Source organism: Aquimarina rhabdastrellae (assembly GCA_947387485.1).
Lineage (GTDB): Bacteria > Bacteroidota > Bacteroidia > Flavobacteriales > Flavobacteriaceae > Aquimarina.
This window is the reverse complement of the sequence record CANDNT010000012.1, coordinates 1-14,900: the sequence shown is the minus strand read 5'-3', so window position 1 is coordinate 14,900 and position 14,900 is coordinate 1. Positions and strand designations below refer to the sequence as shown.

General features: G+C 32.2%; 14 protein-coding genes. 13 read left to right on the top strand and 1 reads right to left on the bottom strand.

What is annotated here, in order from left to right; all coding sequences use genetic code 11:
* Positions 1-37 precede the first annotated feature (37 nt).
* The 13 genes from ACYEKI_RS15815 (at position 38) to ACYEKI_RS15755 (ending at position 13,978) form a co-directional block, all read left to right on the top strand.
* Positions 38-886 (top strand): methyltransferase family protein, encoded by an 849-nt coding sequence (locus tag ACYEKI_RS15815; RefSeq protein WP_459212172.1) that lies wholly within the window; start codon positions 38-40, stop codon positions 884-886.
* A 382-nt stretch (positions 887-1,268) separates the two neighbouring features.
* A complete protein-coding gene (locus ACYEKI_RS15810; RefSeq protein ID WP_459212171.1) occupies positions 1,269-1,820 on the top strand; it encodes a GNAT family N-acetyltransferase in 552 nt (183 codons plus the stop codon).
* A 3-nt stretch (positions 1,821-1,823) separates the two neighbouring features.
* Positions 1,824-3,011 (top strand): argininosuccinate synthase, encoded by a 1,188-nt coding sequence (argG, locus tag ACYEKI_RS15805; RefSeq protein WP_459212170.1) that lies wholly within the window; start codon positions 1,824-1,826, stop codon positions 3,009-3,011.
* Positions 3,004-3,975: an N-acetyl-gamma-glutamyl-phosphate reductase gene (argC, locus tag ACYEKI_RS15800; RefSeq protein WP_459212169.1), complete on the top strand. Its 972-nt coding sequence runs from the start codon at positions 3,004-3,006 to the stop codon at positions 3,973-3,975. The genes argG and argC overlap by 8 nt, the downstream gene beginning before the upstream one ends.
* 9 nt (positions 3,976-3,984) lie before the next feature.
* Positions 3,985-4,785 carry a pyrroline-5-carboxylate reductase gene (gene proC, locus ACYEKI_RS15795; protein WP_459212168.1) on the top strand — a complete coding sequence of 267 codons (801 nt, stop codon included), beginning with the start codon at positions 3,985-3,987 and terminating at the stop codon, positions 4,783-4,785.
* Entirely contained in the window at positions 4,782-5,915 is a 1,134-nt protein-coding gene (locus ACYEKI_RS15790; RefSeq protein WP_459212167.1) for an aspartate aminotransferase family protein, read from the top strand. The genes proC and ACYEKI_RS15790 overlap by 4 nt, the downstream gene beginning before the upstream one ends.
* Before the next feature lie 123 nt (positions 5,916-6,038).
* A complete protein-coding gene (locus tag ACYEKI_RS15785) occupies positions 6,039-6,983 on the top strand; it encodes an N-acetylornithine carbamoyltransferase (RefSeq protein WP_459212166.1) in 945 nt (314 codons plus the stop codon).
* The gene (argB, locus tag ACYEKI_RS15780) at positions 6,976-7,752 is read left to right on the top strand and encodes an acetylglutamate kinase (protein ID WP_459212165.1); all 777 of its coding nucleotides are present in this window, start codon (positions 6,976-6,978) and stop codon (positions 7,750-7,752) included. Before ACYEKI_RS15785 ends, argB begins: the two co-directional genes overlap by 8 nt.
* Positions 7,752-8,834 (top strand): M20 family metallo-hydrolase, encoded by a 1,083-nt coding sequence (locus tag ACYEKI_RS15775; RefSeq protein ID WP_459212164.1) that lies wholly within the window; start codon positions 7,752-7,754, stop codon positions 8,832-8,834. Before argB ends, ACYEKI_RS15775 begins: the two co-directional genes overlap by 1 nt.
* Complete coding sequence (gene argH, locus ACYEKI_RS15770) at positions 8,831-10,126, top strand: argininosuccinate lyase (RefSeq protein WP_459212163.1); 1,296 nt, start codon at positions 8,831-8,833, stop codon at positions 10,124-10,126. Before ACYEKI_RS15775 ends, argH begins: the two co-directional genes overlap by 4 nt.
* A 111-nt stretch (positions 10,127-10,237) precedes the next feature.
* Positions 10,238-10,654: a hypothetical protein gene (locus ACYEKI_RS15765; protein ID WP_459212162.1), complete on the top strand. Its 417-nt coding sequence runs from the start codon at positions 10,238-10,240 to the stop codon at positions 10,652-10,654.
* A gap of 111 nt (positions 10,655-10,765) precedes the next feature.
* On the top strand, positions 10,766-11,560 hold the full coding sequence (locus tag ACYEKI_RS15760) for a hypothetical protein (RefSeq protein WP_459212161.1): 795 nt from the start codon (positions 10,766-10,768) through the stop codon (positions 11,558-11,560).
* A gap of 207 nt (positions 11,561-11,767) precedes the next feature.
* Positions 11,768-13,978 (top strand): T9SS type A sorting domain-containing protein, encoded by a 2,211-nt coding sequence (locus ACYEKI_RS15755; RefSeq protein ID WP_459212160.1) that lies wholly within the window; start codon positions 11,768-11,770, stop codon positions 13,976-13,978.
* A gap of 274 nt (positions 13,979-14,252) precedes the next feature.
* Here the strand turns inward: ACYEKI_RS15755 and ACYEKI_RS15750 are convergent.
* Positions 14,253-14,900, bottom strand: a 648-nt coding sequence (locus tag ACYEKI_RS15750) for a T9SS type A sorting domain-containing protein (RefSeq protein ID WP_459212159.1), incomplete at its 5' end; no start/stop codon positions are given.

Below are 14,900 nucleotides of genomic sequence, written 5' to 3'. Positions count from 1 at the left end.
CTTCTAAAGATTATATTTGTTTATAAATTCATCAAGAGTGAAAAACACTGCTTATTTAATTCAAGGAACTATAGTATCACTTTGGTGGTTAGGGTTACTATTTAATGATCGTTTTTATCAAGCATTTCAATTTCCTGAAATTTCACCTCTGGCTTTTAATTCCTTTTTCTTTCCAGATTTAGTTATCATTACAGTTCTATCAATTATCCGTTCGTATAAAAAAGTTAAAGATTTTGAATTCATTATTCTAGGTGGTTTCGCATATGGTGCTTTATATTGTATAAACGCTACAATATTATCTAGCAGTGGTTATTTACCCACATTATTGATGTCATTAGGATTGTTTTACAACATTTTTCTAGTTTATAATGCTAAGTTTTTTCAAGAATCAAACTCCAAAAATTTCTTTGTCAATGCTATAAAAACCTTTATACAAATCATCTGTGTATGGTTTTTAACTTTGGTTGTAATTCCTCTGATTCTTATTAATCAATTCGAAAATCATATTAGCACTTCGATATTTATCAGTGTAATCTCATATATACTCTTCGGTTTGTTTAGCTTTCTAGGCTTATCGAGTTCATTTTACATTGTTCGATATGGTGAAGGAACACCTCTTCCACTTGATCAAACTAATACCCTAGTCATCAAAGGTCCTTATAAGTATGTAAGAAATCCCATGGCAATAGCTGGACTGGGACAAGGACTAGCTATTAGTATTTTATATACCTCATTACCTATTTTTATTTACACTTTAATAGGTGGTCTTATTTGGCATTTTGTTGTACGTCCTATCGAAGAAAAAAATATGTTTCAACGGTTTGGAGACGAATATTTACACTATAAAAAGTCTGTTAGGTTATGGCTACCAAGGATTGGAAAGTAATTATCTAGTATAATCATATCCTTTTGTATAGTTCATTAAATATTTATTCTTCAACTCTCATTTAAAAATAATTACTACATTTGTCCCATGACAATAACAAAAAATAAAATACGTACAAGCATCCCTGCTCCCATTCGACGTCGCTGTAACTACTAAACAGTAATCGAATATCTATACGTAATTTTTATTTTTTATCTTTTTGTACAACTTCATATACATACTACTTACAGCTTTAGTTATCCTTATTGATAACCGCTTTGTTGTACGCCCATTTTTACGCCCTCGCCTGTAAAGGCGTCATTCATATTTATGGAACTTAGGTGAGTCCAGTTCTTTCTTCAAAACCCATCACATTTTTATTTACTAATTAAAATCCAAAACAATGCAAATTGTTATTGCAAATAGATCTCATATCTGTTTTGCTCAAATCATCTGTGATACAATTGCCAATGCCGCAAAAGACAGAGGTACTGGAATTGCTAAAAGAAATCCTGCTTATATCATTACCAAAATAGCACAAGGTAATGCTGTAATTGCTCTCGATGGACAAACCTTTGCGGGTTTTTGCTATATCGAGTCATGGAGTCATGGCAAATTTGTAGCCAACTCAGGATTGATTGTTCATCCTAACTACAGAGGTATTGGATTGGCTAAAAAAATTAAACAGAAAATTTTTAAACACTCTCGAGCTAAATTCCCAAAAGCAAAAATCTTTAGTATTACTACGGGATTAGCAGTCATGAAACTCAATACAGATCTGGGATATACACCTGTAACCTTTTCAGAATTAACCACAGATCAAAGTTTCTGGGATGGTTGTCAAACCTGTATCAATTATGATGTGCTACAAAGAACACAACAAAAAATGTGCTTATGTACAGGCATGCTCTATGAACCAACTCACAAGAAAAAAGAAAATTCCCATAAAAAATAAACTATGAAAAAGTTAGTATTAGCTTATAGCGGAGGATTGGATACTTCGTATTGCGCACTCTATTTATCCAAAGAACAGCATTTTGAAGTACATGCCCTAAGTGTAAATACTGGAGGTTTTACAGCTTCCGAAATTCAGACCATTCAAAATAAGGCATACCAATTAGGGATTAAAACCTATAAGAATATAGATGCTACTCAAGAATATTATCAAAAAGTCATCAAGTACCTTATCTATGGTAACATCTTAAAAAACAACACTTATCCCCTATCCGTTAGTGCCGAAAGAATTGTTCAGGCGATAGCACTCATACAATATGCAAAATCTATAGGAGCTACTCATATTGCTCATGGTAGCACGGGTTCTGGTAACGATCAAATTCGTTTTGATTTGATTTTTCAGACACTCGAACCAGAAATTAAAATCATAACTCCGATTAGAGATTTACAATTGAGTAGACAAGAAGAATTAGATTACCTACAAAAGAACGGAGTACAATTGACTTGGGAGAAAGCAAAATACTCTATCAATAAGGGTTTATGGGGTACTAGCATTGGTGGTGATGAGACCTTAACTTCACATTTACCATTACCAGAAGATGCCTATCCTTCTGCTTTAGAAAAAACAAAAACCGAATCTCTTAAAATAACATTTCAAAAAGGAGAACCTATTGCCATAAACGATCAACAACTTTCGCCAGTGCTATTGATACAAGAATTAAACACTCTAGCCTCTGCATATGCAATTGGTAGAGATATTCATGTAGGCGACACTATTATAGGCATCAAAGGAAGAGTTGGATTTGAAGCAGCAGCAGCTCTCATATTAATTAAAGCACATCATTTATTAGAAAAACACACTTTGACCAAGTGGCAATTACAACATAAAGAATATATCGCTAATTGGTATGGAACACATTTACACGAAGGCTTGTACTTAGATCCTGTAATGAAAGACCTAGAAGCCATGCTTAGTTCTAGTCAACAATATGTAAGTGGTAGTGTTTTTATCACGCTAAAGCCTTATCACTTTACTTTAGACGGTATTGAATCATCTCATGATCTTATGCAATCCAAATTTGGTAGTTATGGAGAAATGAACACCTTATGGTCTGCCCAAGAAGCTAAAGGATTCATTAAAATTTACGGAAATCAAACTACAATTTTTCAAAACATCAATTCTTATGATTAAAGTAGGCATTATAGGCGGATCGGGATATACCGCAGGTGAATTGATTAGAATATTATTACATCATTCTAAAGTTACTATCGATTTTGTATACAGTACCTCTCATAATGGAAAAAAAATCAGTTCGATTCATCAAGATTTGGTTCATCAAACAACTCAAGAATTTACACAAACTGTCAATCCTAATGTAGACGTCGTATTTCTTTGTTTAGGACATGGCAATTCAGGAAAGTTTCTCTCAACACAACAATTTTCGGAAGATACAATCTTTATTGACCTTAGTAATGAATTCAGATTAAAACATACATTTCAAGGCAAATCGTTTGTGTATGGTTTGCCCGAAATACATAAAACGTCCATAAAAACAGCTTCGGCTATTGCTAATCCAGGTTGTTTTGCAACAGCTATTCAATTGGCTTTATTGCCTCTGGCTCATCACAATTTGCTAAAAAGTGATGTGCATATAAATGCAGTAACAGGAGCTACTGGTGCAGGTGTTATGCCTTCTCCAACTACGCATTTTGCATGGCGAACAGCAAATTATTCGTATTACAAACCTTTTAAGCATCAACATCTAGACGAAATACAGCAAACGATTCAGGGAATACAAAGTGATTTTAAACATCAACTATTCTTTATTCCTAATCGAGGAAATTTTTCAAGAGGAATCTTTGTGACTTTGTATACTCATTTTGAAGGTGACTTATCTGAAGCTCAACAATTATACTCAGACTTTTATGCCAAAGCACCGTATACACATATTGTAGATCAACCTTTGCATTTAAAACAAGTAGTCAATACGAATAACTGTTTGATTCATTTACACAAGTATCAAAATCAATTATTGATCACTAGTTGTATTGATAATTTATTAAAAGGTGCTTCTGGTCAAGCCGTACAGAACATGAATTTACATTTTGGTTTTAATGAGACTGAAGGTTTACAATTAAAATCATTCTATTTCTAAAAAAATAATATGAAAATAGCCATTATAGGAACTGGTAATCTAGGAAAATCTATCGCCAAAGGATTGGTACAAGAAGATACTTTTGAAAGTTTGTATTTAACCAAAAGAAACATAAAAGCTTTAGCAGGTTTTACAGATCAAAAAGGAGTTATTGTAACTGATAATAATATAGAAGCTGTTAAAAATACTAATATTCTCGTTTTTGCAGTACAACCAAAACAACTGACTAAAATTCTAAACGAAATCAAAGATGAACTTACAAAAGATCATGTATTAATTTCAACCATAACAGGATTTAGTATCCAAAAAATACAAGAACTAATTGGAGGTCATCATACTATTATTAGAGCTATGCCTAATACTGCTATTGCTGTGGGGAAATCTATGACCTGTATTGCTTCAAATACAAACGATGTTGCATCAATAGCTATAGCAGAAGCTATCTTTAAAACATTAGGACATACACTACATATCGAGGAACATTTGATGCAGGCTGCAACAGTAGTTTGTGCAAGCGGAATTGCATTCTGGATGCGATTGATCAGAGCGACAACTCAAGCTGCCATTCAATTGGGATTTGATACCAAAGAAGCTCAAGAGCTAGCCATGTTTACCAGTCAAGGTGCTGCTAGTTTACTTATAGCATCAGGAAACCACCCTGAGCAAGAAATTGACAAAGTAACAACACCTAAAGGCTGTACAATTGAAGGTTTAAATCATATGGAACATAAAGGGCTAAGCTCTTCTTTGATTCAAGGTATGGTAGCTTCTTTCGATAAAATTAATACCATTAAAAAAGAACAAATATGAGTTTATTCAATGTATATCCGTTATTTGACATCAATCCAATACATGCCAATGATGTATATCTATATGATGAACATCAAATCAAATATTTAGATTTATATGGTGGGCATGCCGTTATTTCGATAGGACATTCTCATCCAACCTATGTAAAAAACCTACAGCAGCAATTGGAACAACTTGGTTTTTATAGCAATTCGGTCAAAAATACACTACAAGAAACTTTAGCTCATAAGTTGTGTACAATGTCTGATTGTTCTCAATATCAACTCTTTTTGTGTAACTCTGGAGCCGAGGCCAATGAAAACGCCTTAAAACTTGCTTCTTTTCATACTCAAAAATCAAAGGTAATCGCTTTTAAAAATGGGTTTCACGGTAGAACATCTGCAGCTGTCGCTGTTACAGATAATCTCAAAATTAAAGCTCCTATCAATACACATCATCCAGTTGAATTTATTGATTTAGGTGATCTTGAAACTGTAGAAAAAATAGCATCTCAAGGAGAGGTTTGTGCTATTATTATCGAGATTATTCAAGGAGTTGGTGGTCTAGGTGAAGCTTCAACCACTTTCTATCAAGAGCTATCACAATTATGTCAGCAATATGATATTTTACTCATTGTAGATGAAATTCAATCTGGTTTTGGAAGAACTGGTGATTTCTTTGCATTTCAAAAACACCAGATAAAACCTGATATCATTACAATGGCAAAAGGTATGGGAAATGGTTTTCCTATGGGCGGACTTTTAATTCACCCTAAAATCAAAGCTTCATTGGGAATGCTAGGAACTACTTTTGGTGGAAACCATCTAGCATGTACAGCTTCGTTAAGTGTTTTAGAGGTATTAGAAAAAGACAAACTTTTAGTACATACACAAGAGATAGCTAAATACTTCCGTAAACAATTAGCTGCTATTATAGCTATAAAGCAACTCAAAGGAAGAGGGCTTATGTTGGGACTCGAATTTGACTTTCCGATCACTGCATTACGTAAAGAATTGTTATACAAACATCACATCTTTACAGGAAATTCAAAGGATCCTAACTTATTAAGGATTTTACCTCCTCTTACTTTACAAAAACAACATATAGACATTTTTATCCAAGCCCTGCAATTAGAGCTTTCTACACTTTAACACATATGAAAAATGACAGTGATCAAGTAGTAGTTAAGCCACCTTGTAACAATAAAACTTCAAAAAAATTTGAAGCGCTACTTAACTATCATAACCTTATAAAAACTATTGACGATTATAAAAATGAAAAAATATACAGACCTAAGTGATATACAAGAGTTATCACAATTGATAACAGAAGTAAAACACTGTAAAGAAAACCCTTTTCAAGATAAAAACATAGGAAAAAACAAAACACTAGTCATGCTCTTTTTTAATGAAAGCTTAAGAACTCGATTAAGCACAGAAAAAGCAGCAAAAAATCTTGGTATGTATGTCATTTCGTTACAAATTAACAATGCATGGAATCTTGAATTTGAAGATGGTAAAGTAATGCATTTAGCAAATTCAGAACATGTTAAAGAAGCTGCTCGAGTGATATCACAATATGCAGATATTATTGCCATTAGAGCATTTCCTTTGCTAAAGGACAAACAAAAAGATGAATCCGAAATTATTATAAACAATTTTGTTAAGTATGCATCGGTTCCTATTTTAAATCTAGAAAGTGCTACTGCACATCCTTTACAAGCATTGGCAGATGCTTTGACTTTACAGGAGCATACTACAAAAAAGAAACCTAAAGTAGTGTTGTCGTGGGCACCTCATCCTAAAGCTTTACCTCATGCTGTAGCAAATTCATTTGTTAAAATAATGCAAAAATCAGAAGTGGATTTTGTCATCACAAATCCCAAAGGATATGATTTAAATTCAGAAATCACTAAGGACACTACTGTATTACATGACCAGCAAGAAGCGCTAAAAGATGCTGATTTTGTTTATACCAAAAACTGGAGCTCTTATGAATCTTATGGCAAAATTTTGGGATCTCATACAACATGGATGCTTACCAAAGAAAAATTACAAAAGGCAAAGTTTATGCATTGTCTCCCTGTGAGGAGAAATGTTGTGGTCGAAGATGCCGTATTAGATAGTGATGCTTCATTAGTAATCAATCAAGCAAATAATAGAACTTATGCTGCGCAAGCAGTTTTAAAACAACTCTTAAAAACTCCAAAAAATGAATAACTTAAAGATCATTAAAATAGGGGGTTCACTATTAGATAATGAATCGCTTTTAGATTCATTTTTAGAGAATTTTGCAGCATTAAAAACTCCAAAAATTTTGGTTCACGGAGGTGGCAAACTAGCTACGGATTTGTCCAGCAAACTACAGCTTGAGTCAAAAATGATTGAGGGACGAAGAGTTACAGACAAAGCTACTCTGGATATCGTAACTATGGTATATAGTGGCACAATCAATACGAATCTCGTTGCACAACTTCAAGCCAAAAATTGCAATGCTATAGGGCTTTCTGGTGTTGATGGCAATACTATTGTTGCTAGCAAAAGACCGATTTCCAAAATCGATTATGGTTATGTAGGTGATATTCAATCTATACATCATCAATGGTTAATTCCGTTGATCACTAACGGACTTACACCAGTTTTTTGCCCGATTACACATGATACAAACGGACAATTATTGAATACAAACGCAGATACAGTTGCTGCCGAATTGGCCATAGCTTTTTCTACTCATTATAAGGTTTCGTTGTATTACTGTATTGATAAAAACGGTATTCTTGAAAATGTTAACGCTCCTAATTCCGTGATCACAACAATGAATACAGAGAGGTGCCAACAATTGGAATCAACAGGAACTTTTACAGCAGGAATGCTTCCTAAAATAACGAATTGTTTTAACAGTATTGCACAAGGTGTAGCACACGTAGCTATAGGAAATTATGAATTTCCATTTGATACTGCTATTTCACATACAAAATTTGAATACTGATGACACAAAGAGAACTTATATATAGTGCTATTGATCTATTGAAAAAATTAATAGCAACCCCATCCTTTTCAACCGAAGAAGATACAACAGCAGAAACTTTAGCTTCTTGGTTTCAACTTCATCATATCGAATACCAACGTACTAAAAATAACATATGGGCAAAGAACAAATATTTTGATGCTGCTAAACCTACACTCATGTTGAATTCACATCATGATACTGTTTTTCCTAATAAAGGGTATACAAAAGAGCCTTTTACTCCTATTATTCAAGATGGTAAATTATATGGACTAGGAAGCAATGATGCAGGCGGAGCGCTAGTTAGCTTATTAGCTACCTTTACCTATTTCTATACACATCAAGATTTAGCATATAATTTGATTTTTGTGGCTTCTGCCGAAGAAGAAAATAGTGGCAAAAACGGACTAAATAGTATGTTGCCATTACTTCCTGAAATTGATGTAGCTATTGTAGGCGAACCTACTCAAATGCAGTTGGCTATAGCCGAAAAAGGCTTAATTGTTTTTGATGCAAAAGTAAAAGGAACTCCAAGTCATGCGGCACATGATAATGATGATAATCCAATCTACAAAACAAGTAATGTTTTACAATGGTTTGAGCAATATCAATTTGAAAGAGTTTCTAAAACATTAGGTGCGGTTAAGATGACGGTTACACAAGTTAACGCTGGACAACAACATAATGCTGTTCCTTCTGAAGTAAATTTGGTTATTGATGTTCGCGTAAATGAATTATATACCAATGAAGAAATTACAACCATACTCAAAAATGAAGCACCTTGTGATGAGCTTATTCCACGTAGTTTAAGATTAAACTCTTCTTCGATTCCGATACAGCATGAATTAGTACAAGCTGGAGTAGCTTTGGGTAGAAACATTTATGGTTCACCTACGCTATCAGATCAAGCAGTATTAAGCTGTCCGTCTTTAAAATTAGGGCCTGGAGATAGTAAAAGATCTCATACCGCCGATGAATTTATCTATATCGATGAAATAAAAGAAGGTATTGTCATTTATATCCAATTATTAACACATGTTTTAATTAAAAAAATCTCCTTATGAAACTTTGGAAAAAAGAAGTTACACTAGATAAACTTATTGAAGAGTTTACTGTTGGTAATGATAGAACAATTGATTTACATATAGCTAAATATGATGTTATAGCATCTAAAGCTCATGCCAAAATGCTAGCTCATGTACATCTGATAACTGATGATGAGGCTAACCAATTAATTACGGAACTAGATCTTTTATTAGTACGCATAGAAAAAAATGATTTTGTCATCGAAAAGGAATTTGAAGACATACATTCTAAAATTGAATATGAGCTTGTTCAAAAATTAGGTGCTGTTGGTAAAAAGATTCATACCGCTAGATCAAGAAATGATCAGGTTCTAGTTGCATTACAATTATATTACAAACATGAATTAAAGCTTATCATACAAAAAACAGAACAACTATTTGAATCCTTGCTACAACTTGCAGATCAGTATAAAAATTGTTTTTTACCTGGTTATACACATTTACAAATAGCGATGCCCTCATCTTTTGGACTATGGTTCTCTAGTTATGCTGAATCTCTTATTGATGATGTAGAGTTGATTTTGGCTAGTTTAAAGGTAGTTGACCAAAATCCTCTGGGATCTGCTGCTGGTTACGGTAGCTCCTTCCCTATTGATAGATCGTTTACGACTGAAAAATTAGATTTTGCTACACTTAAATATAATGTAGTTGCTGCTCAAATGTCTAGAGGAAAAAATGAACGTATTTTGATGAGTGCTCTTGGTAATTTAGCAAATACACTTTCAAAATTTGCTATGGATATCTGTTTATATATGAGTCAGAACTTTGATTTTATTTCTTTTCCAGACGAACTCACTACGGGTAGTAGCATCATGCCACATAAAAAGAATCCAGATGTGTTTGAGTTGATTAGAGGTAAATGCAACCAAATTCAGACAAAACAGCATGAAATGTTATTACTAACAAATAATCTACCTAGTGGTTATCACAGGGATTATCAATTACTCAAAGAAAATACGATTAACGGTATTGAACAACTCAAAACTGTTTTGGACATTTTTGAATATAGCATCAAACAAATTAAAGTTAAAGAAATTTCACCTGATAATAAATGCTATCAAGATCTTTTTACGGTAGACGCCATTAACAATTTGGTCGTTGAAGGGATTCCTTTTAGAGATGCTTACCAAACTATAAGTGAACAAGTAGCTCGTAGTGTTTTTAATCCTAATACTGAGAAAAAACATACTCATATCGGAAGTATACATCATTTGGGATTGGATAAAATACGTAATAAATGGTCTATAACGATCGGGCTTTTAAATCATTAAAAAAATATATACATTTACATGTAATTTATTCTCTAACAAAGAATGCATAAGTCTGAATTAGCCGAAAAAAGACTATAAACACAAAGTAGGCCTAACAAAAATCACATTTTAATGATCAAAAAAATCAAATTACTTACATTTTTAATGCTTTCCATGATCCTATTTACCAATTGCAGTAGTGATGACGATGGAAATGATGAAACTCAAAACAATCCTTTTATAGGTGTTTTTACTATTGACACGTATAGCTGTAGCAGTGATACTGGTTCAGGTAGTGGTGGTGGATTACAAATAACAATTACAGCCTCCACTAGTGGGAATCCCAATGAAATTGCTATTAAAAACATTACGGGTACAAATGCTGTTTATAGTGCTACAGTAAATGGTACAGGTTTTACTTTTGATTCAAATTCTGATAATATAACTGGATCAGGTAATTTACAAAGTGATGGAAATACAATTCAATATTCCTACTCAAATCCTAATAATGACAATGAGATGTGTAGTGGTATAGCTACTAGAAATTAACATAAAGAAAGTCCTTAATATGGGCTTTCTTTGTTTAGTATAAACTACGTTATTCTTAATAAGAAATGAATATTTTTTTAATCCTTATATAAAGGCTTTAAGTGAACTAACATGAAATGGCAAATACAAACATATTATAAAAAACACTTTAATGATAATTATCTTGGTCAAATTGATTATATATATTCTCAGTTAAGAACGCATTTAAAAAAAAGAGATTATACTATTGTTTATCAATCAGATGTCATTACAGATTCACTAGGATGTACTTTTGATCTTAATTTTGAAATTAATAATAATATACTCATCATAACTGTATCTTCAAGTAATTGGAAATCTTCTTCTAACACACTATACCCTCAACTTGTTCTATTAGTAGCAGATTATTTCAAAATTAATGGACATTTATGGTATTATTTGGAGACACTTAATACTTATGAAATTAATCAGATAGATGAATTTGGTAGAAGTATTGATCCTTTTAAGATTAAACAACGAATAGATACGATAGAAATCAATCCCAATATTTCTAAACCTATAATTGAGCGTATAGGTGACTATGACCATCTACAAATTGATTTATACTCTGGTTCTAAAGATAAACATATTGATTTGATTGGATTTTGGGTTTCATTTTTGATTTGGGTTTGCCATGCCAAAATGATATACTCTGATCTAAGCTATTTTACAGAAAAAGGATGGTTTGATCCTTTTTATGGGGCATGTATTCCTATGTCAATTGATGAGTTATCACATGAGCCTGCTCAAATTAAAAAAGAAATAGATTGGTTTAATGAAGAAGATATTAAAGAAATTTATTTAATGCGTAAGGATTGGAATAATCATGTTCATTTATTTGATATGGGAGATACATTTATTATTTACACTTATTGGACAGTCGAATAAGAAACAACATGTTATTAAATAGACAAGATTTTTTCACACAAAACTGAATTACAACACATTACCTTAAATCAAAAAAACACATATTAATTTTCGTGCCACATTTATAATCTCATAATCTTCAAAAATTAATTCCATCATTTTTGTACTTCTTTTAGGTTGTAGTTTTATTCATAACTGAGACAAACTGTAAATAATACAACACAACTTATGGAAACAAATTCTTACATTATTACGACACGATTTTTATTACTAATGCTAATATTAGTATTACCTTCAAGATTATTCTCTCAAAACTTTCCTAATCCAGAACAAGACATTTTTTTAAATAATGGTATATCTTCTGTTATTATGTCTCATTTATCAGATTTGGATAATGATGGTGATCTTGATGCGATCATTTCATACCCCAGTGGTTCAAGTAATTCATTCATTTGGCTTGAGAATATAGATGGTTTAGGAGCTTATGGATCGCAACAAATTATTATGAATACCAATCTATGGATGAATGATATTTATATAGGAGATCTTAATGGTGATGGTAACATGGATATTATTACTGCTTCTTTAGGTACGGGAGATGTTTATTGGTTTGAACATTTAAATGGTCAAGGAAACTTTGGCCCTCCTCAAATTATCGCTCCAAATGAATATGGAGCAAGTAGTGTCTATGCAGTAGATATTGATAATGATGGAGATCTTGACGTATTATCTGCCTCATTTCTCAACAATCGTATAGCCTGGTATGAAAATACAGACGGGCAAGGTAATTTTGGACCTCAACAAATTATTATCACCTCACCTAATCACATGCGTGATGTATATGCTGCAGACATTGACGGTGATGGAGATCTTGACGTATTATCTGCTTCTCGTGATGATAACCGTATTGCTTGGTATGAAAATACAGATGGACAAGGTAATTTTGGACCTCAACAAACTATTACTACTGCTGCAAATGAAGCTTTGATTGTTTATGCTGCAGATATGGATGGTGATCAAGATATGGATGTTATATCTGGTTCTTATGGAGATAATCGTGTTGCATGGTATGAAAATACGGATGGACAAGGTAATTTTGGATCACAGCAAATCATTTATGATCAAGGTATAGGGTTAAAAGATATTGCTTTAGTTGATCTAGATGGAGATAATGATCTAGATATAGTATCAACTTATCATCAATCTACTTTAACTCCTCATGAAATTTTATGGCATGAAAATAACTTGAATTGTTCTGGAACATTTGCTGCTACACAAGTTATAGACTCATCAGCATTTGCAGTGTTTAATGTTTCTGCAGGAGATATTGATAATGATGGAGATATGGATATTATGGCTTCTTATGGTTCTTCAATAAGAGCTGCTTGGTACGAAAATATCAGTTCTCCTTCAACTCCCATGTACCTACCAGAACAACTATCTATTTGTAATAAAAATTTTGTAGAATTATGCGGGCCTCCTAATATGGGTTGTGGTTTAACTTATAATTGGTATTACAATGATCCTGTTACACAAACATCAAATTTAGTAAGTAATAGTAATCCTCATGATCAATGTTATACTCCAGATCAATACGGAACTTATACTCTAGTTATTGAAGACGAAGATGGAAGTTTTTCTACTTATACAATAGAAGTTCTTAATCCCTTACCTCAACCAGTTTTAGGTTTAAATGGTGAAATTTGTAAAGGTGATCTTATTAGTATTGCTGGTCAAGGTTTTGACAATACCAACTATGAAATTACATGGTTTTATAATGATACTATTGTACAACAAGGAGGCACTACACTTACTTCTTCTTTTGATAGTGGAATTATCACTGTAGAAATATCCAATAAAGAATGTAAAGGAGGCGTAACTACTAGTGTCGAAATAAAAGAATGTTGTCCAGATGATTTAAGTTTAGCTTATGATTGTAAGAATCAAAAAATTTATATCGCTAATTTCCCAACTAATCTTGCTGGAGTTGGAATAAGTAGTTGGTCTTTTAACGGATCTCATATTGCGGGACAACCTCTCTTTACAAGCTCTTTTGATACATCTCTTGGTGAAGGTATTTATGAAGTCACTATTCTTTTTGAATTAGCAAATGGAGAACAATGTCGATTTACTGGTACTTTTACTTATAAAAAATCTTTGAAATATGATTGTGATAGAACTCATAGAAAAAATAACAATTTAGAACAAAATGAATTTATTATATATCCCAATCCATCAAATGATATCATCAACTTGAATATGAGTTTTAACTCTGGTACCTATACGGTTATTAACTTACAAGGATCAAAAGTTATTCAAGGTTCTATAACGACTAACGAAACTCTTATTAATATTTCTAAGCTTAATTCTGGTGTTTATTTTATACAAATTCAAGATAATCACGATAGAAATTATACTAAAAAAATCATCAAAAAATAGTTTTACTATGGTTTATTCATAATTAGCATTAAATATTGGGGTTGCGAAATATCGCAACCCCTTATACTCTGCATATTTTCATTATATCACGTTCCCCATTATCGCGATATATTATCCCCCTTTTAACACTTTTAATAGCCCCAACACTATTAAAATATACAGAATTAATAATGCTATTTTCAACCTATATCTTAATAAAACTTTCTTTATTATCATCACACTTTATATCTTATACAATCTCTTTCTTTTAGGTTTTAGATAAAGTGAATTTTAATTATTTTCTTTTTAAGAATTTTAATGTTTTTAAGGAGTTCCCTTCTATTATTCTAACAAGGTATATGCCTTCTTCAAAATCAGATACATTAATAGCTCTTGAAGTATAGTCTTTAATTTCCTTAACTATTTTTCCGTCTAAAGCATATATTTGAATATAATCAACTGACTTTCTTATACCATCAATAACAAAACTATTAGAAACTGGATTAGGAAATAATTTAATACTCTTAAATTCTTCTTCTGCTACTCCTAGTACTGTATTTACGGTAATCATAAACGTTGCTATAGTCTCATTAGAATTATTATCTGTAGCTTTTATAGTGATAGTGTGATCTCCTAATGGTAAGGCTGTTCCAACTGCTGGATATTGAACTATCATATTCATACTACAATTATCTTGAGCGCTAATACTTGTTGTAAAATCTTCTATGATATAAGCATCATCAGAGGCATTATTTACAATTACATCTTGATCAATAGGTAATGTATTTGTATCAAAAACAGGAGCCATCATATCTTCTATCGTTACTCTAGCATTTGCACTTGCTGTATTTCCGTTATTATCAGTCACTGTTAGCATTACTGTATTTGTCCCAATATTACTACAATCAAAATCTGTTGTATTCAAACTCATTGTTGCTATTCC

What these genes read in the sequence shown, in the direction of transcription:
- ACYEKI_RS15810 (WP_459212171.1), top strand. Translation starts at nt 1,269, where the DNA reads ATGCAAATTGTTATTGCAAATAGATCTCATATCTGTTTTGCTCAAATC.
- argG (WP_459212170.1), top strand. Translation starts at nt 1,824, where the DNA reads ATGAAAAAGTTAGTATTAGCTTATAGCGGAGGATTGGATACTTCGTAT.
- argC (WP_459212169.1), top strand. Translation starts at nt 3,004, where the DNA reads ATGATTAAAGTAGGCATTATAGGCGGATCGGGATATACCGCAGGTGAA.
- proC (WP_459212168.1), top strand. Translation starts at nt 3,985, where the DNA reads ATGAAAATAGCCATTATAGGAACTGGTAATCTAGGAAAATCTATCGCC.
- ACYEKI_RS15790 (WP_459212167.1), top strand. Translation starts at nt 4,782, where the DNA reads ATGAGTTTATTCAATGTATATCCGTTATTTGACATCAATCCAATACAT.
- ACYEKI_RS15785 (WP_459212166.1), top strand. Translation starts at nt 6,039, where the DNA reads ATGAAAAAATATACAGACCTAAGTGATATACAAGAGTTATCACAATTG.
- argB (WP_459212165.1), top strand. Translation starts at nt 6,976, where the DNA reads ATGAATAACTTAAAGATCATTAAAATAGGGGGTTCACTATTAGATAAT.
- ACYEKI_RS15775 (WP_459212164.1), top strand. Translation starts at nt 7,752, where the DNA reads ATGACACAAAGAGAACTTATATATAGTGCTATTGATCTATTGAAAAAA.
- argH (WP_459212163.1), top strand. Translation starts at nt 8,831, where the DNA reads ATGAAACTTTGGAAAAAAGAAGTTACACTAGATAAACTTATTGAAGAG.
- ACYEKI_RS15765 (WP_459212162.1), top strand. Translation starts at nt 10,238, where the DNA reads ATGATCAAAAAAATCAAATTACTTACATTTTTAATGCTTTCCATGATC.
- ACYEKI_RS15760 (WP_459212161.1), top strand. Translation starts at nt 10,766, where the DNA reads ATGAAATGGCAAATACAAACATATTATAAAAAACACTTTAATGATAAT.
- ACYEKI_RS15755 (WP_459212160.1), top strand. Translation starts at nt 11,768, where the DNA reads ATGGAAACAAATTCTTACATTATTACGACACGATTTTTATTACTAATG.